The following is a 16,937-nucleotide window of genomic DNA, read 5'->3' on the forward strand; positions in this document are numbered from 1 at the left end:
CTTCCCAGGTGTCTGACACCCACCGAGATGCCACTGCAGGCTGACGACGATCTCCGCAGGGTGTCAGACACCGTCCGAGCCGCCGCCGACGCAGGACGGGACAGCCACCCAAGAAAAAGCCGCCTCGAAGGCGGCTTTTTCGTGGGCGCGGACGGTGCGCTTACTTCTTCTTCATCATGTCGAAGAATTCGGCGTTGGTCTTGGTGGCGCGCATCTTGTCCAGGATGAATTCCATGGACTGGACTTCGTCCATGTCGTGAATGAACTTGCGCAGCACCCACACCTTCTGGAGCAGGTCGGGGGCGATCAGCAGCTCTTCGCGGCGGGTGCCCGACTTGTTCAGGTTGATGGACGGGTAGACGCGCTTTTCGGCCAGGCGGCGCTCGAGGTGGACTTCGGAGTTGCCGGTGCCCTTGAATTCTTCATAGATGACTTCATCCATGCGGCTGCCGGTTTCGATCAGCGCCGTGCCCAGGATGGTGAGCGAGCCACCTTCTTCCAGGTTGCGCGCCGCGCCGAAGAAGCGCTTCGGGCGCTGCAGGGCGTTGGCGTCCACGCCGCCGGTCAGCACCTTGCCGGAGGCCGGCACGACGGTATTGTAGGCGCGGGCCAGACGGGTGATCGAGTCCAGCAGGATCACGACGTCCTTCTTCATTTCGACCAGGCGCTTGGCCTTCTCGATGACCATTTCGGCCACTTGCACGTGACGGGTGGCGGGCTCGTCGAAGGTCGAGGCCACGACTTCACCGCGCACCGTGCGCTGCATTTCGGTCACTTCTTCCGGGCGTTCGTCGACCAGCAGGACGATCATGACCGCGTCGGGGTAGTTGGTGGTGATGGCGTGCGCAATGTGCTGCATCATCACCGTCTTGCCGGACTTGGGGCTGGCGACGATCAGGCCGCGCTGGCCCATGCCGATCGGGGCGAAGACGTCGAGGATCCGGCCAGTGAGGTTTTCCTCGCTCTTGATGTCGCGTTCCAGGCGGATGACGCGATTCGGGTGCAGCGGCGTCAGGTTCTCGAACATGATGCGATGCTTGATCGCCTCGGGCGCCACGCCGTTGACCTTGTCCACCTTCACCAGGGCAAAGTAGCGCTCGCCATCCTTGGGGGTGCGCACTTCGCCTTCGATGGAGTCGCCGGTGTGCAGATTGAAGCGGCGGATCTGCGACGGAGAAATGTAGATGTCGTCGGTGCTGGCCAGATACGAGGTTTCCGGCGAGCGCAGGAAACCGAAGCCGTCGGGCAGGACTTCAAGAACGCCGTCGCCGAAGATCTGCTCGCCTTGCTTGGCGCGCCGCTTCATGATGGCGAACATCAGTTCCTGCTTGCGCAGGCGGTTGGCGTTTTCGATTTCCAGGCCAGCGGCCATTTCGAGCAGCTGCGAGACGTGCAGCGCCTTCAGTTCGTTGAGGTGCATCGCGGTGGGTGTTGGGGGAAAAGTAAAGGAGGGCTCTGGCGGCGCGCCACGGACGGGCTCGCGCGGTACTGAATGAGCGCCGCCTATGCGGCGGCGCCCTCGGTTACAGCACGCGATTTACAACGCGCCGTCCAGGAATGCGGTGAGTTGCGACTTCGACAGCGCGCCAACCTTGGTGGCGGCAGCCTGGCCGTCTTTAAAGAGCATAAGGGTGGGAATGCCGCGGATGCCGTACTTGGTGGCCGTGCCCTGGTTTTCATCCACGTTCAGCTTGGCGATCGTCAAGCGGCCTGCGTATTCGGCGGCGACTTCTTCCAGGATGGGGGCGATCATCTTGCAGGGGCCACACCAGGCAGCCCAGTAGTCCACCAGCACCGGCTGGCCGGATTTCAACACATCGGCATCGAAGCTGGCGTCACTGACGTTCTTGATTTGGTCGCTCATGATGGTGATTCTCGGTTCGGCAGCAAAAGGCGCGTTAAGACGCGCCTTGCCGTTGTTCTTGTTTGTGGAATGGACTCAAGCATACCACTGTCAATAACAACAGGCATACCACTGTTAATAACAACAGGGTTTGCAGGATTTTGTGTAGGATGTTGCGGCGCAGCTGTCGCGATCCGGGCGGTCAAAGTCCGGAACGGCGGTTGTGACTGTCATCATCCTACCGAAATCGGACCTGGTCAGGTCGTGCGCATCCCACCCGGAGCCGCGCAGAATCTAGGCTTGTCCGTAAAATGTCGGTTTTTTTCCACAGATGTTGGGGATAACTTGGCCACTCCACGTTACAACGAGGCGTCCATCCGCGTCCTGAAGGGGCTGGAACCCGTGCGGCAGCGCCCGGGCATGTACACCCGCACCGAAAACCCCCTGCACGTCGTGCAGGAGGTCATAGATAACGCCGCAGACGAGGCCTTGGCCGGCTACGGCAAACAGATCCAGGTCACGCTGCACGCCGATGGCAGCGTGTCCGTCGAAGACGACGGCCGCGGCATTCCCGTCGGCCTGCATCCCGAAGAAAACGCGCCCGTCGTCGAACTCGTGTTCACGCGCCTGCACGCGGGCGGCAAATTCGACAAGGCCGGCGGCGGCGCGTACGCCTTCTCCGGCGGCCTGCACGGCGTCGGCGTGTCCGTCACCAATGCGCTGGCCACCCGCCTGGAAGTCGTCGTCTGGCGCGACAACGCCGTGAACCGCCTGGTGTTCAAGGGCGGCGATGTCGCCGAGCCCCTGGCGCCTTACGACCAGGGCGGCCGCAAGAAGTCCGGCACCCGCGTGCGCGTCTGGCCGGACGCCAAATATTTCGACAGCCCCAACATTCCGCTGGGCGAGCTTACCCACCTCTTGCGCAGCAAGGCCGTGCTGCTGCCGGGCGTGAAGGTCACGCTCGTCAACGAGAAAACCGGGGACACCAAGACCTGGCAGTACCAGGACGGCCTGCGCGGCTACCTGGCCGAGGCCCTGGCGGGCGCCGAGCTGATGGTGCCGTTCTTCGAAGGCGCGCAATACGCCGGCGCCGACCACGAAAACTTCGCCGAGGGCGAGGGCGCCCAATGGGTCGTGGCCTGGACTGAGGACGGCAACGCGGTACGCGAGTCCTACGTCAACCTCATTCCCACGCCGGCCGGCGGAACGCACGAGTCCGGCCTGCGCGAAGGCCTGTTCGGCGCCGTGAAGGGGTTTGCCGAACTGCACAGCCTGCTGCCCAAGGGCGTGAAGCTGCTGCCCGAAGACGTGTTTGCCCGCGCCAGCTTCGTGCTGTCGGCCAAGGTGCTCGATCCGCAATTCCAGGGCCAGATCAAGGAACGCCTGAACAGCCGCGACGCCGTGCGTCTGGTGGGCGGGTTCTCCAAGAGCGCGCTCGATCTGTGGCTGCACAGCAATGTGGAGTACGGCAAGAAGCTGGCCGAACTGGCCATCCGGCAGGCGCAGGCGCGCCAGCGTTCCGCCCAAAAGGTCGAAAAGCGCAAGAGCTCTGGCGTGGCGGTATTGCCCGGCAAACTGACTGACTGCGAGTCCAGCGACGCCACGCGCACCGAGGTGTTCCTGGTCGAGGGCGACTCGGCCGGCGGCTCGGCCAAGATGGGCCGCGACAAGGAATTCCAGGCCATCCTGCCGCTGCGCGGCAAGGTGCTCAACTCCTGGGAAGTCGACCGCGACCGCCTCTTTGCCAACAACGAGATCCACGACATTTCCGTCGCCATCGGCGTGGACCCGCACGGTCCCAACGATACGCCCGACCTGTCCGGCTTGCGCTACGGCCGCATCTGCATCCTGTCGGACGCGGACGTCGACGGCTCGCACATTCAGGTGCTGCTGCTGACGCTGTTCTACCGCCACTTTCCCAAGCTCGTCGAGGCCGGCAACGTCTACGTCGCCAAGCCGCCGCTGTTCCGTCTGGACGTGCCGGCGCAGGGCAAGCGTCCCGCCCGCAAGATCTACTGTCTTGACGAAGGCGAGCTCGAGGCCGCGCAGGACAAGCTGCGCAAGGAAGGCGTGCGCGAAGGCGCGTGGGCCGTCAGCCGGTTCAAGGGCCTGGGCGAAATGAACCCTGAGCAGTTGTGGGAAACCACCATGAATCCGGACACGCGCCGCCTGCTGCCGGTGGGCTATGGCGACCAGACGCCCGATGACACCACCCGCATGTTCGACATGCTGATGGGCAAGGGCGAGTCCTCGCAACGCCGCGCGTGGATCGAGGAAAAGGGCAACCTGGCGGAGCTCGACATCTGATGACCGCCACCGTGCCCGGGCAAGCCCGCATGGTCGTCGACCTGACCGCCGACGACTACGCGGATTTCGCCGCCTATGTGTACAAACGGCCGGAACTGCGCCGCCGCCGTTACCGGTCCCATCTGCGCTTCGGCGTCCTGATGATCGTGGCCTTGCTCGCCTACCTGATCTGGCAGACCTGGGACGGCAAGGGGCCTAACTGGGGCGCGCTGCTGCCGGTGTATTTCCAGGGCTTGGCGGTGGGCCTGGGCATCCTCGCGTTGCTGGCGCTGGCGTACGAATACGTGCTGCCCGGCCTCGTGAAGATGAACACGCGCCGCATGCTGGCCAAGCAGCCCGACACCCTTTACCTGGGGCGGCACGAGCTGGACTTCGGGCCGGACGGCGTCACGGACACCACTGCCACCGCCTCCGGGCACATGGCGTGGTCCGATGTGCGGCGCGTCGAGGAAACCCCTGAGCACCTCTACGTCATCCTGGGCACGTTGCAAGGCGTGATCATCCCCAAGCGCGGGCAGGACGCCGCCACGTTGCAGGCCGTGCGCACCCAGATGCGCGCGCATGTCGCCGACACGCAGTTTTTGGCCCCGTCCGCCTGAGGCGCATTGACGCCGTTTCGATGAAATTGTCTACCTGAATACAACATGACCGACACCAATCAACCCGGCCTGTTCGACTCCAATCCGCCCGGCGGCGACGGCGATGGCAACGCCGCCATCACGCTGGCGCGCTACGCGGAGCAGGCCTATCTGGACTACGCGGTGTCCGTGGTGCGCGGCCGCGCGCTGCCCGACGTGGGCGACGGGCAGAAGCCCGTGCAGCGCCGCATCCTTTTCGCCATGCAGGCGATGGGGCTGGGCTCCGGCGCCAAGCCCGTCAAATCGGCGCGCGTCGTGGGCGATGTGCTTGGTAAGTACCATCCGCACGGCGACCAGGCGGCGTACGACGCGATGGTCCGCATGGCGCAGGACTTTTCGCTGCGCTATCCGCTGATCGATGGCCAGGGCAACTTTGGTTCGCGCGACGGCGACAACGCCGCCGCCATGCGTTACACGGAAGCGCGCCTCACGCCGATCGCCAAGCTGCTGCTCGACGAACTGGACGAGGGCACGGTGGATTTCGTGCCCAACTACGACGGCAGCCAGCAAGAGCCGCAGATGCTGCCGGCGCGCCTGCCCGTGATGCTGCTGAACGGCGCCTCGGGCATCGCCGTGGGCATGGCCACCGAGATCCCCCCGCACAACCTGCGCGAAGTCGCGCAGGCCTGCGTGGCGCTCATCAAGCAGCCGCAGTTGCCCGACGAAGAACTGTACGCCATGATCCCCGGCCCGGACTTCGCGGGCGGCGGCCAGATCATCACCCCGGCGGCCGACATCGCGCAGATCTACAGTGTGGGCCGCGGGTCCCTGAAGGTGCGCGCGCGCTGGCAGTTCGAGGAACTGGCGCGGGGCCAGTGGCAACTGGTCGTCAACGAGCTGCCGCCGGGCACCTCGGGCCAGAAGGTGCTGGAAGAAATCGAGGAAATCACCAACCCCAAGGTCAAGACGGGCAAGAAGAGCCTGACCCCGGAGCAGACGCAGGCCAAGGCGGTCATGCTGAACCTGCTGGATGCGGTGCGCGACGAATCCGGCAAGGACGCCGCCGTTCGTCTGGTCTTCGAGCCCAAGACCTCGCGGGTCGACCGCGACGAATTCGTCAACACGCTGCTGGCGCAGACCAGCATGGAAGGCAGCGCCAGCGTCAACCTGGTGTGCATCGGCACCGACGGACGTCCGCGCCAGAAGGGCCTGCGCGACATCCTGGTCGAATGGCTGGCGTTCCGCACCAACACCGTGGTGCGCCGCACGCGCTTCCGCCTGGACAAGGTCATTGACCGCATCCACGTGCTGGAAGGGCGCATGGTCGTCTACCTGAACGTGGACGAGGTCATCCAGACGATCCGCGAATCCGACGAGCCCCGCGCCGCGTTGATGCAACGCTTCAAGCTGTCCGAACGGCAAGCCGAGGACATCCTCGAAATGCGTTTGCGCCAGCTGGCCCGCCTGGAAGGCTTCAAGATCGAGCAGGAACTGGCCGACAAGCGCAAGGAACAGGTCTCGCTGCAAGAACTTTTGGACAACCCCACAACGCTCAAGCGCCTGCTGGTCAAGGAAATCGAAGCCGACGCCAAGCAATATGGCGACGAGCGCCGCACCCTGATCGAGACAGCCGAGCGCGCCGTGCTTGAAACCAAGGTGCTGGACGAGCCTGTCACGGTGATCGTTTCGCAAAAGGGCTGGCTGCGGGCCCGTCAGGGCCACGGCCATGACGCCGCGCAATTCGGCTTCAAGCAGGGCGACGATCTGTACGGCGCCTTCGAGTGCCGCACCACCGACACGCTGATCGCGGTTGGCGACAACGGCCGGGTCTATTCCGTGCCGGTGTCCGGCCTGCCGTCGGCGCGTGGCGACGGCCAGCCGGTCACCACGATGATCGATTTGGAATCGGGCACGCGCATCGTTCACACGATCGCGGCCTCGGCCGACAGCCGCTGGCTGCTGGCAACGCGCGGCGGCTACGGGTTCGCGGCCAAGCTGTCCGACATGGTCAGCCGCCAGCGGGCCGGCAAGCAGTTCATCACCCTTGAGACGGGCGACGAATTGCTGCGTCCTGTGCCGTTGTTCGCCGGCGCCCAGCAACTGGCGCTGCTGTCGCAAAAGGGCAAGTTCCTGGTCTTCGGCCTGGACGAAGTGAAGTCGCTGTCGGGCGGCGGACGCGGCACCATCCTGATGGGGCTGGACGGCGCGGACAAGCTAGATCAGACCGTGCCGATCGGCACGTTGGGGCTGCGCGCCACCGGCATCTACCGCAACAAGATGACCGAGGACATCCTGGCGGGTGCGGACCTGGCGGTCTACGTCGGAAAGCGGGCCCGCAAGGGGCGCGCGCTGGACGTGCGGCCCAAGCAGCCGTTGCTGTCTCCGGTGCTGGGTTGAGGCCTGCCCGCCGCCTGACGCAGCAAAGGCCCGGCGGCACGCGCCTTTTGCGCCGCCGGCACGCGATCCGGGGGCTGGCATGACCGGCGGCCACGCCGTCCGGCCGCGGCTTGCCCACGTCGATGCCCTGCGCGGCTTTGCGCTCTTCGGCATCCTTGTGGTCAACATCGGCGTGTTCGCCTTTCCGTTCTATGGCGGGGGCGTGGCCGATCCGGTCTATTCGCGCCCGGTCGACGTGACGGTCCGCTGGCTGATCGCCTGGTTGTTCGAGACCAAGTTCTACCTGCTGTTTTCCTTCCTGTTCGGCTACAGCTTCACCCTGCAGATGACCGCGGCCGAGCAGGCCGATGCCGCCTTCACGCCGCGCTTTCTGCGCAGGCTGGCGGGGCTGGCTATCCTGGGCATTGCGCACGCCATCCTGTTCTACCAGGGCGACATCCTGGTGACCTATGCCTTGCTGGGCTTCGCGCTGCTGCTGTGCCGGCGCATGGATCCGGGCCGTGCGCTGCGCGTGGCGCTGTGGCTGATCGTGCTGGCGTCGGCGGTGTGGGCGATCCTGGGCGCACTGACATTCCTGGATCCGGCGCCCGCTGGATACGCCGCGCTGTACAAGGCCGAGGCGCTGGCCTCCATCGAGGCGTATCGCGGCACCATCGGCACCACGATCGCGCAGCACATCAAAGAGCTCGCGGAAACCATCTGGTTCACCGTGCTGCTCGTGCAGGGACCTTTCGTCTTTGCCATGTTCCTGGCCGGCTATGCGCTGGGGCGGCGCAATGCGCTGGCGGACCCGTGGCGCTCGCGCCGCGCGCTTGGGCTGCTCTGCGCGCTGGGCCTCTTGCCGGGACTGGCCGGCGCCGCCGCCTACGCAACCAGCGCATTGCCGCAGGCCCGCGTGATGTGGGAACTGCCGGGATTGGCCGTCGGCCTTTTCACGGCGCCGCTCTTGAGCCTGTCGTACGGTGCGGCGTTCCTGCTGGCGCTGCGCACGGGGCCGGGCGAGCGCCTGGGGGCGTGGCTGGCGCCGGCGGGACGGATGGCGCTGAGCAATTACCTGATGCAGTCGGTCGTCTGCGCATTCCTTTTCACGGCCTGGGGCTTGCGGCTGTATGCCGCCGTGCCGCCCCTGGCCGCATTCCTCGCCGCGGTGGCCATCTTTGCCGCCCAGTTGCCGCTGTCCGCATGGTGGTTGCGGCGCCACGCCTACGGACCCGTCGAATGGTTCCTGCGCGCGCTCACGATCGGTGCCTGGCCCCCCTGGCGCCGCGCGGCGGCAGGCTGACCGAACCTGCGCAAAGCGGGTCTTTCGATCCCGCTTCAACGGCCGGCGTCTAGTCGCCCGACTGCGCGATGGCGGCGTCGATGGCGCCGGTCAGCCGTTCGGTCAGTTGGTCCAGTTCGTCCTCGGAAATGATGAAGGGCGGCGCAAGCAGCACGTGATCGCCCTGGCGGCCATCGATCGTGCCGCCCATGGGATAGACCATCAGCCCCCGCGCCATGGCCTCGCGCTTGATCCGCGCATGCAGCGCCAGATCGGGATCGAAGGTCTGTTTGGTGGCGCGGTCCCGGACCAGTTCCACGCCCATGAAAAGGCCCCGGCCACGGATGTCCCCGACGTGCGGATGGTCGCCCAGCGCCGCGCGTAGCCGCTCGTCCAGGCCAGCGCCCAACACGCGCACCCGTTCCAGCAGCCCGTCGCGCCGGATCACGTCCTGCACCGCCAGCGAGGCCGCGCAGGCCAGCGCATGGCCAAGATAAGTGTGGCCGTGCTGGAAAAAGCCGCTGCCTTGCTGCATGGCCTGCACGATGTGCTGCTGCGCCATGACCGCGCCGATGGGCTGGTAGCCGCCGCCCAGGCCCTTGGCAATGGTGATGAGATCCGGCGTCACGCCTTCTTGTTCGACGGCGTACAGGGTGCCGGTCCGCCCCATGCCGCACATGACCTCGTCGGCGATTAACAGCACGCCGTGACGGTCGCAGACCTCGCGGATCCTGCGGAAATAGCCGGGCACGGCCGTCACTGCGCCGGACGTGGCGCCCACCACGGGTTCCGCCACGAATGCCATCACCGAGTCGGGGCCGAGGCGCTGGATGGCCGCTTCCAATTCGTCGCCCAGCCGTTCGCCGTACTGATCGGCGGTTTCGCCGCTGTGCTGGTCGCGATAGGCATAGCAGGGCGACACGTGTTCGACCTCGATGAGCAGTGGCGCGAACTGCGCGCGCCGCCACGCATTGCCCCCGACCGCCAGCGCGCCCAACGTGTTGCCGTGATAGCTCTGCCGCCGCGCGATGATGTGGCGGCGCTGCGGCTGGCCGATCTCGACGAAGTACTGGCGCGCCATCTTCAGCGCCGCTTCCACCGCTTCTGATCCGCCGGACACGAAGTAGGCATGCGATGTGCCTGCCGGGGCGTCGGCCACAAGCCGCGCCGCCAGCTTTTCCGCGACCTCGGTCGTAAAGAAGCTGGTGTGGGCATAGGCCAGCGTGTCCACCTGCGCGTGCAGCGCGGCCTGGACGTCGGGGTGGTTGTGCCCCAGGCACGACACTGCCGCGCCGCCGGACCCGTCAAGATACGCGCGGCCGGCGCTGTCATGGATCCAGACGCCCTGGCCGCGCACGGCGACGGCAGGCGTATGGCGAAGGGAGCGATGCAGGACGTGGGTTTGGCTCATGCTGCGAAGTTCCTGGGTCAGGTTGAGGAGGTTGCCGGCCCGAAGGCCTGGCCCGGGCGGCGCGCGGGTGCGCCATTCCAATACACGTTGTCGGCCCGCAGGCGCTGTTCCACCTCGGCCAGCCTGTCCAGCACGGCTTGGCCGCCGCGGGCCGTCAGGCGGGCGATCAGGTGTTCGGCCAGCCCCAAGAGCCCGGCCGTCGTGTGAAGGAACGAGCCCGGCCCCTGGCGCGCGGGCTGCGCGCGCACGCCGTCGCGGTCGGGCGGGGCAAACCGCAGGGTGTGGCGGGCGTCCAGCGCAAGCGGCGAGAGCGGATCGTCGGTCAGCGCCACCAGCGCCACGCCGCGCTGGGCCGCTTGGCGCGCCAGCTGGACGGTGGCCGTGGGATAGGGCGCCTGCGAGATGACGATCAGCGCGTCGCCCGCGCCCAGGTTGTCCGCCTGCTCGGCGGGCGCGCCGCCCAGCCCGTCAATCAGGACGCTGTTGCGGCGCACGAGCTGATAGGCATATCGCATCTGAAACGCGATGCCGAAAGCCGAGCGCGTTCCCAGGAAACCGACCTGACGCGCGTCCAGCAGGGTCTGCACGGCTGCGTCGAACGCTTGCGTCGAATTCAGCGCGCAGACCGAGGACAGGGCTTGTACTTGGACGTCGGTCAACGTATTAGGACCGGGTTCGGCGGAAGCGCTTGACGCGGCCTGCAGGGCGGCGGCGCGGTCGCGCATTCCCGGCTCGTCGCGTCCCGCCAGCGCGTCCTGGAACGGCCGGCGGAAATCCTCGTAACTGGCGTAGCCCACCGCACGGGCCAATCGCAACATCGTGGCGGGCGCCACGCCCAGCGCCTGCGATTGCCGGCGCATCGACCACAGCCCCACCTGCGCGGGATTGGCCACTACCCACTTCGCCGCCCGCTGCAGTTCAGGCGGCAGATGTTCCAGCTTTTCCTGTAGGGCAGCAAGCAGGGAGGAGGGCAGAGGCATGAGAGGGCAGCGTCGTTCGTTCGCGTAAAAACATATGATAAATAAAACATCTTGAACAAAACATATGTTTTTTATCCGGGTAAGACTTGGGCCGGATCCCGCGCTGAGCCGCATCCACGTTGGCTCCGCTGGGTGCCAAGTCCAGTCATAGTGCCGTCATCCTCGCCAAATCAGCGTTCATTTATTTACATCGTGCCGGCGTTTTTGTTTGACTCGAATAAATCGGGCGCATATCATTCGTGTAGAAATGATTTTGTCCGAACCCATCGCAACCCATGACTGACGCCGCGAAATCCGAAACATCTCAGCAGTACGACCTGCGCATTTTGCGAGCCCTGCGCCGCATCACGCGTTCGATCGCGCTGCATTCGCGACAGTTGTCCGCGGTCAGCCACATCACTGCCCCGCAGCTGATGTGCCTGCGCACCGTGATCGCCAATGGCCCCATGACGGCCACGGCGATCAGCCGCGAGATGCACGTCAGCCCCAGCACGGTGGTCGGCATCCTGGATCGGCTGGAAGACAAGGCGCTGATCCGCCGCGAGCGGGGCCGTGAAGACCGCCGCATCGTATTTGTCACCGCCACGGAGGCGGGACGTGAATTGGCGCAAGGCGCGCCGTCGCCGCTGCAAAAGCATCTGGCTGACGCGCTCAATGCCTTGCCGGAATTGGAACAGGCCACCATCACCCTGTCCCTGGAGCGCATCGTGACGCTCATGGAACAGGAAGGTCAGGCCGCAGTCGACACGCATGGAGACGTGTCGTCGCCCATCCTAGAAGTGCCCACGGGCGGGGCACCACCAGAATCGGGAATCGTCGCATGAAGAAAAACGAACTGGACACCCCCACACTCTCAAGTGCCGTGGCGCCGGCGGTCAGCGCGCAGACCCATACCATGCGTCTGCCCGACCGCAAAGACGGCGCCGCGATCCACCGCCTCATTTCCGAGTGCCCGCCACTCGACCTGAATTCCCTCTACGCGTACCTGCTCCTGTGCGAGCACTTTCGCGACACCTGCGTCCTGGCTGAAAGCGCCGGAGGACGTATCAACGGTTTTATTTCCGCCTATGTGGACCCGTCCCGCCCCGACGTTCTGTTCGTCTGGCAGGTTGCGGTGCACGCCCGCGCACGCGGCCAACGTCTTGGCCGCGCCATGCTCAGGGAACTCTTGCAGCGCAAGAACCTGGCGCATGTCCGCTATCTTGAAACCACGGTGGGGCCTGACAACCAGGCTTCGCGCCGCACCTTCGCCGGCCTGGCCGCCGAGGTGGGCGCCCACGTTTCCGAACAGCCGTTCTTCGACCGGCAATTGTTCGGCGGCGCGGATCACGACGACGAGATGCTCTTGAGGATAGGCCCGTTCGCCTTGCCATCCCCGTAGGGGTGGTACAGGCCTGACGGTCTTATCGGTTTACCGGGACGATTCTGCTGTCCGGGTGCGCTTGCCGCACCCGGGTGGATCAGGCCGTCCGTCAATTTATGAGATGAAAAGGGAGGATTAATCATGGACTTGAAGATCTTTGACCGTATGGAGTCTGAGGTGCGGGGCTACATCCGGTCGTTTCCCGTGATATTCAATCAGGCCCGGGGCTCGACGCTCATCGATGAGGATGGCGCCGAATACATCGACTTCTTCAGCGGCGCAGGCACGCTGAACTACGGCCACAACAATCCTGTTCTCAAGGAAAAGCTGCTGGAGTATGTGCAGGCGGACGGTGTCGTCCACGGCCTGGACATGGCCACCAGCGCGAAGAAGCGTTTCCTGGAGACGGTGGATCGCGTGCTGCTCAAGCCGCGCAACTGGCAATACACGCTGCAATTCACCGGCCCGACCGGCACCAACGCCGTCGAAGCCGCGCTGAAGATCGCGCGCCAGGTCAAGGGCCGTCCCAACGTGATCTCGTTCACGCACGGTTTTCACGGCGTGAGCGGCGGCTCGCTTGCCGCCACCGCCAACATGAAGTTCCGTGACGCGGCCGGCTACGCGCTGGGCAACACGACGTTCATGCCCTACGACGGATACTTCGGTCCGGACGTGGACACCATGGCCTACATGGAACGCATGCTGGAAGATCCGAGCAGCGGCATGGACAAGCCGGCCGCCGTCATCGTGGAAACGGTGCAGGGCGAGGGCGGCGTCAACGTGGCCACGCTGCGCTGGCTCAAGGAACTGGAAAAGCTGTGCAAGCGCCACGACATGCTGCTGATCGTGGACGACATCCAGGTCGGCTGCGGCCGTACCGGCACGTTCTTCAGCTTCGAGACCGCCGGCATCCGTCCGGACATCATCACGCTGTCCAAGTCGCTATCCGGTTTCGGCCTGCCGATGTCGCTGGTGCTGATGAAGCCCGAGCTGGATATCTGGAAGCCCGGCGCCCACAGCGGCACCTTCCGCGGCAACAACCTCGCGTTCGTCACCGCGACCCAGGCGCTTGAAACCTACTGGACCAACGCCGCGTTCACCGCTGACATCCAGCGCAAGGAACGCCTGGTGGGCGACTGGCTGGAAAACCTGGTGCACAGCTACCCCAACGCCGGCCTGTCGGCTCGCGGCCGTGGCCTGATCCAGGGTCTGGTTTCCAACGGCAATCCGGCGCTGTCCAACCGCATCGCCCAATGCGCCTTCAAGAAGGGCGTCGTGATCGAAACGTCGGGCGCGCACGATGAAGTGCTCAAGCTGCTGCCCGCGCTGACGATCGAGGAAGAGCTGCTGGCCAAGGGCCTGGATCTGATCGAGGCCAGCGTGGCAGAAGCGCTGGCCGATGAGGGGCAGTCCGCCCGCATCCTGAAATTTGGAGGAAAACGTCAATGATCGTACGTAATGTCAAAGATGTGATCGGCACCGCCGACGAAGTCCGTACCGACACCTGGGTCAGCCGCCGCGTGCTGCTGAAGAAGGATGGCATGGGATTCTCGTTCCATGAGACCACCATTTTTCCGGGCGGCCGCACGCACATTCACTACAAGAACCACCTCGAGGCCGTCTGGTGCATCGAGGGCGACGGTTCGATCGAGACCATTGCCGACGGCAAGAAGTACGACCTGGGCCCCGGCGTGGTCTACGCCCTGAACGAACACGACGAGCACTGGCTGTGCGGCGGCAAGGAGCCGCTGCGCGTCATCTGCGTCTTCAACCCGCCGCTGACCGGCCAGGAAGTGCACGACAAGGAAGGTGTCTACGCGCTACCCGATGCGGTCGCGGCCTGAACAAGGAGGTACGCATGATCTCACCCGCGCAGGATCCGTACGCCTCCCGTACGGATCGCAGTTCCGCCATCATTTCCCGCCAGGACCCCGTCGTCTATGAAGACGGCAAGTACGCCAGCGCGCTGACCACCGAGCAGGTGGGCCAGTACGACCGAGACGGTTTCCTGCTGTTGGAAGACCTGTTCTCGGAGGCCGAAGTGCGTGCACTGTCGGCCGAGGTCGAGCGCATGACGCGCGACCCGTCCATCGTGCGCCGCGAAGAGGCCATCACTGAGCGGGGCAGCAACGCCGTGCGTTCCATCTTCATGGTGCACGTGCTCAATTCCATGCTGGCCCGCCTGGTGCGGGATCCGCGCCTGGTCAACGTGGCGCGCCAGATTCTCGGTTCCGAGGTCTACATTCACCAGTCGCGCGCCAACATGAAGCCGGGCTTCAAGGGCAAGGAGTTCTACTGGCACTCCGACTTCGAGACCTGGCACGTCGAGGACGGCATGCCGTCGATGCGCGCGCTCAGCTGCTCGGTGCTGCTGACCGACAACAACGAGTGCAACGGCCCGCTGATGTTGGTGCCCGGCTCGCATCGCCAGTTCATTTCGTGCGTCGGTGAGACGCCGAATGAGCATTACAAGCAGTCCTTGAAGAAGCAGGAGTACGGGGTGCCTGATCCCGTCAGCCTGCAGCTGCTGGTGGAGCAGGGCGGCATCCGCACGATGACGGCGAAGGCCGGCTCGGTGGTGTTCTTCGACTGCAACACCATGCACGGCTCGAACAGCAACATTTCGCCGTGGCCGCGGTCCAACGTCTTCATGGTCTACAACAGCATGGAGAACACCCTGAATCCGCCCAAGTACGGGCTGACCCCGCGTCCCGAGCACATCGCGACGCGCAAGGGGTTCAAGGCGGTGACCCCGCTTGACACCTTGAAGCTGGTGGGCGGCTGAGCAACCGCCACCTGATCTGGCCCGGGCTTGTCCCGGGCTTTTTTTGTCTCTTTCGGGCGGCCCGGCGTGCCGCATTTCTTGTATTCTCTGCGGCATCCGTCACCCGTTGAGCCATCGCCGCGATGTCCGCCCGTATCCTCAGCCTGCATATCTATCCCGTCAAATCCTGCGCGGGCATCGACCTGACCGAATCGCCCATCGACCGGGCGGGGCTGGCCAATGACCGGCGCTGGATGGTGGTGGACGCGGCGGGCCAGTTCATGACGCAGCGGCAATGGCCAGCCATGGCGCTCATCCGCACGGCGCTCACCGAGCACGCGCTGCGGCTGTCGGCGCCCGGCATGGCGGACCTGGACGTTCCGCTGGACGGGTCGGGGCTGCATGGCGAGGCGCTCTCGGTTGGTGTCTGGAGCGACACCACCACCGCCCGGCGCGAAAGCGAGGCCGCCGCCCAGTGGCTATCCCAGTTTCTGCAGACCCCGTGCGGCCTGCTCAAGGTGGACGCCGCGGCCCGCCGCGACGCCAAGCCCGATTGGGTGTCACGCTGGGTTGATGCACACCCCGACCTGGCCGACGCTTTCGTCGGCGAGCACTGCTTCGGATTTGCCGACGGGTTTCCGCTGCTGATCGCCAACCAGGCGTCGCTGGACGACCTGAATAGGCGTCTGAAGGCCAAGGGGGCGGATCCGGTGCCGATGGACCGCTTCCGTCCCAACATCGTGGTCGAAGGCGAATGGGAAGCCTTCGAGGAAGACCACACCGCCATGATCACGGCGGCGGGCGTGCGCATGGCGTTCGTCAAGCCGTGCACGCGTTGCTCGATTCCCGACATCGACCAGCGCACGGCCAGGCAGTACGAGGAGCCGGGCCGCACGTTGGCGGGTTACCGCAATCTGGACATCGGGGTGGTGTTCGGCCAGAACGCCATTCTGGATGCGCCGGCGGGCGCGCGGCTGAAGGTGGGCGACGCGGTCGAGATCGAACTGGATTTCTGACGCGCCGCCCCGATGGGCCTGGGCTTTGGCTTGGGTCAGGCCTTATGCCTTGAGCGGCCTTAGCCTTATGGCGTGGACAGCTTCAGGCCAACCAGACCCAGCACGATCAACGCGACGCTGGCAATGCGCAGCCAGTTGGCCGATTCCCCGAACAGCACGATGCCTGCCACGAAGGCGCCGATCGTGCCGATCCCTACCCACACGGCGTAGGCGGTGCCCAGCGGCAGGGTTTTCATGGCCAAGGCCAACAGCCAGAAACTGGCCAGCATGCCGGCCACGGTGCCAACGGACGGCCACAGCCGGGTGAATCCGTGCGTGTATTTCAGGCCGACGGCCCAGACGATTTCGAACAGGCCGGCCAATACCAGGATGATCCAGGTCACTCACGACTCCCAAGTTACGCTGCCGGCAAGCCGCCGGCATAAATGGGGTCGTCCCCGGAAAACGCGCCAACCGTTTGACTGTGCGCAGCAACGGGCCGTCCCGTTGCGGCAAAAATTATAGAATACCGGCTTTCGACGGCAAATCCGGATGCCGGGCATCAACCATGCAACGCTTCGCGGTCCGGGCCGCGGAACCAGGAATTTTTTATGCAACGCATCATGCTGCGGGCAAAGCTGCACCGCGTCACGGTCACCGAAGCCGACCTTCACTACGAAGGGTCTTGCGGCATCGACGAAGACCTCCTCGACGCTGCCGGCATGCGCGAGTTCGAACGCATCGAACTCTACAACGTGACGAATGGCGAACGCTTCGACACCTACATCATCAAGGCTGCGCGCGGCAGCGGCGCCATCTCGCTGAACGGCGCGGCAGCGCGCCGGGCGCAGGTGGGCGACCTGCTGATCATCTGCACGTACGGCCCCATGTCCGAAGAAGATTCAGCCACGCACAAGCCCCAGGTGGTGCTGGTTGACGACGCCAACCGCGTCAAGGAAATCCGCAAGTTCCCGGCATGACGCCGGGCCGGGCGGGGCGCCTTTCCGGCATACCCGGATAGCGCTCCGTCGCCTCTGA

The 16,937-nt window shown here is 65.3% G+C and carries 16 protein-coding genes; 11 read left to right on the forward strand and 5 right to left on the reverse strand.

The window, feature by feature from the left end:
- Nucleotides 1–160 precede the first annotated feature (160 nt).
- Both rho and trxA read right to left on the reverse strand, forming a co-directional pair.
- The gene (gene rho / locus LN047_RS08785; protein ID WP_043541410.1) at nt 161–1,420 is read right to left on the reverse strand and encodes a transcription termination factor Rho; all 1,260 of its coding nucleotides are present in this window, start codon (nt 1,418–1,420) and stop codon (nt 161–163) included.
- A 117-nt stretch (nt 1,421–1,537) separates the two neighbouring features.
- Nucleotides 1,538–1,864, reverse strand: a complete 327-nt coding sequence (gene trxA, locus LN047_RS08790) for a thioredoxin TrxA (protein ID WP_056315616.1) — start codon at nt 1,862–1,864, stop codon at nt 1,538–1,540.
- Between the two features lie 324 nt (nt 1,865–2,188).
- On the opposite strand from trxA, the gene parE reads away from it, so the two are divergent.
- The 4 genes from parE (at nt 2,189) to LN047_RS08810 (ending at nt 8,407) form a co-directional block, all read left to right on the forward strand.
- Complete coding sequence (gene parE / locus LN047_RS08795; protein WP_062842055.1) at nt 2,189–4,150, forward strand: DNA topoisomerase IV subunit B; 1,962 nt, start codon at nt 2,189–2,191, stop codon at nt 4,148–4,150.
- Nucleotides 4,150–4,749 carry a YcxB family protein gene (locus tag LN047_RS08800; RefSeq protein WP_062842054.1) on the forward strand — a complete coding sequence of 200 codons (600 nt, stop codon included), beginning with the start codon at nt 4,150–4,152 and terminating at the stop codon, nt 4,747–4,749. The genes parE and LN047_RS08800 overlap by 1 nt, the downstream gene beginning before the upstream one ends.
- A 45-nt stretch (nt 4,750–4,794) precedes the next feature.
- The gene (gene parC, locus LN047_RS08805; protein ID WP_062842053.1) at nt 4,795–7,125 is read left to right on the forward strand and encodes a DNA topoisomerase IV subunit A; all 2,331 of its coding nucleotides are present in this window, start codon (nt 4,795–4,797) and stop codon (nt 7,123–7,125) included.
- A 79-nt stretch (nt 7,126–7,204) separates the two neighbouring features.
- A complete protein-coding gene (locus LN047_RS08810; protein WP_373981524.1) occupies nt 7,205–8,407 on the forward strand; it encodes a DUF418 domain-containing protein in 1,203 nt (400 codons plus the stop codon).
- Between the two features lie 49 nt (nt 8,408–8,456).
- Here the strand turns inward: LN047_RS08810 and LN047_RS08815 are convergent, their stop codons facing one another.
- Both LN047_RS08815 and LN047_RS08820 read right to left on the reverse strand, forming a co-directional pair.
- Complete coding sequence (locus LN047_RS08815; RefSeq protein ID WP_373981525.1) at nt 8,457–9,797, reverse strand: aspartate aminotransferase family protein; 1,341 nt, start codon at nt 9,795–9,797, stop codon at nt 8,457–8,459.
- Between the two features lie 17 nt (nt 9,798–9,814).
- Complete coding sequence (locus LN047_RS08820; protein WP_373981526.1) at nt 9,815–10,777, reverse strand: MurR/RpiR family transcriptional regulator; 963 nt, start codon at nt 10,775–10,777, stop codon at nt 9,815–9,817.
- A gap of 275 nt (nt 10,778–11,052) precedes the next feature.
- Here LN047_RS08820 and LN047_RS08825 point away from each other — a divergent pair, with 275 nt between their 5' ends.
- The 6 genes from LN047_RS08825 (at nt 11,053) to LN047_RS08850 (ending at nt 15,920) form a co-directional block, all read left to right on the forward strand.
- Complete coding sequence (locus LN047_RS08825) at nt 11,053–11,601, forward strand: MarR family winged helix-turn-helix transcriptional regulator (RefSeq protein WP_062842049.1); 549 nt, start codon at nt 11,053–11,055, stop codon at nt 11,599–11,601.
- Nucleotides 11,598–12,158, forward strand: coding sequence for a diaminobutyrate acetyltransferase (gene ectA / locus LN047_RS08830; RefSeq protein WP_056315633.1), 561 nt, complete (start codon nt 11,598–11,600; stop codon nt 12,156–12,158). Before LN047_RS08825 ends, ectA begins: the two co-directional genes overlap by 4 nt.
- Nucleotides 12,159–12,281: 123 nt before the next feature.
- Nucleotides 12,282–13,589 (forward strand): diaminobutyrate--2-oxoglutarate transaminase, encoded by a 1,308-nt coding sequence (ectB, locus tag LN047_RS08835; protein ID WP_128827927.1) that lies wholly within the window; start codon nt 12,282–12,284, stop codon nt 13,587–13,589.
- Complete coding sequence (locus tag LN047_RS08840; RefSeq protein ID WP_008165124.1) at nt 13,586–13,984, forward strand: ectoine synthase; 399 nt, start codon at nt 13,586–13,588, stop codon at nt 13,982–13,984. Before ectB ends, LN047_RS08840 begins: the two co-directional genes overlap by 4 nt.
- A 14-nt stretch (nt 13,985–13,998) precedes the next feature.
- Nucleotides 13,999–14,925, forward strand: a complete 927-nt coding sequence (gene thpD, locus LN047_RS08845; protein ID WP_373981527.1) for an ectoine hydroxylase — start codon at nt 13,999–14,001, stop codon at nt 14,923–14,925.
- 122 nt (nt 14,926–15,047) lie between these two features.
- On the forward strand, nt 15,048–15,920 hold the full coding sequence (locus LN047_RS08850) for an MOSC domain-containing protein (protein WP_373981528.1): 873 nt from the start codon (nt 15,048–15,050) through the stop codon (nt 15,918–15,920).
- A 65-nt stretch (nt 15,921–15,985) separates the two neighbouring features.
- On the opposite strand, the gene sugE is transcribed toward LN047_RS08850, so the two are convergent.
- Nucleotides 15,986–16,303, reverse strand: coding sequence for a quaternary ammonium compound efflux SMR transporter SugE (gene sugE, locus LN047_RS08855; protein ID WP_056315644.1), 318 nt, complete (start codon nt 16,301–16,303; stop codon nt 15,986–15,988).
- A 207-nt stretch (nt 16,304–16,510) separates the two neighbouring features.
- Here sugE and panD point away from each other — a divergent pair, with 207 nt between their 5' ends.
- Entirely contained in the window at nt 16,511–16,879 is a 369-nt protein-coding gene (panD, locus tag LN047_RS08860) for an aspartate 1-decarboxylase (protein ID WP_050446262.1), read from the forward strand.
- Nucleotides 16,880–16,937: the final 58 nt, after the last annotated feature.

Source organism: Achromobacter sp. JD417 (genome assembly GCF_041879325.1).
In the GTDB taxonomy this organism is placed as follows: Bacteria; Pseudomonadota; Gammaproteobacteria; order Burkholderiales; family Burkholderiaceae_B; genus Achromobacter; species Achromobacter mucicolens.

Coding starts and splice junctions, on each gene's coding strand:
- rho (WP_043541410.1), bottom strand. CDS start 1,420: ATGCACCTCAACGAACTGAAGGCGCTGCACGTCTCGCAGCTGCTCGAA.
- trxA (WP_056315616.1), bottom strand. CDS start 1,864: ATGAGCGACCAAATCAAGAACGTCAGTGACGCCAGCTTCGATGCCGAT.
- LN047_RS08800 (WP_062842054.1), top strand. CDS start 4,150: ATGACCGCCACCGTGCCCGGGCAAGCCCGCATGGTCGTCGACCTGACC.
- parC (WP_062842053.1), top strand. CDS start 4,795: ATGACCGACACCAATCAACCCGGCCTGTTCGACTCCAATCCGCCCGGC.
- LN047_RS08810 (WP_373981524.1), top strand. CDS start 7,205: ATGACCGGCGGCCACGCCGTCCGGCCGCGGCTTGCCCACGTCGATGCC.
- LN047_RS08815 (WP_373981525.1), bottom strand. CDS start 9,797: ATGAGCCAAACCCACGTCCTGCATCGCTCCCTTCGCCATACGCCTGCC.
- LN047_RS08820 (WP_373981526.1), bottom strand. CDS start 10,777: ATGCCTCTGCCCTCCTCCCTGCTTGCTGCCCTACAGGAAAAGCTGGAA.
- LN047_RS08825 (WP_062842049.1), top strand. CDS start 11,053: ATGACTGACGCCGCGAAATCCGAAACATCTCAGCAGTACGACCTGCGC.
- ectA (WP_056315633.1), top strand. CDS start 11,598: ATGAAGAAAAACGAACTGGACACCCCCACACTCTCAAGTGCCGTGGCG.
- ectB (WP_128827927.1), top strand. CDS start 12,282: ATGGACTTGAAGATCTTTGACCGTATGGAGTCTGAGGTGCGGGGCTAC.
- LN047_RS08840 (WP_008165124.1), top strand. CDS start 13,586: ATGATCGTACGTAATGTCAAAGATGTGATCGGCACCGCCGACGAAGTC.
- thpD (WP_373981527.1), top strand. CDS start 13,999: ATGATCTCACCCGCGCAGGATCCGTACGCCTCCCGTACGGATCGCAGT.
- LN047_RS08850 (WP_373981528.1), top strand. CDS start 15,048: ATGTCCGCCCGTATCCTCAGCCTGCATATCTATCCCGTCAAATCCTGC.
- panD (WP_050446262.1), top strand. CDS start 16,511: ATGCAACGCATCATGCTGCGGGCAAAGCTGCACCGCGTCACGGTCACC.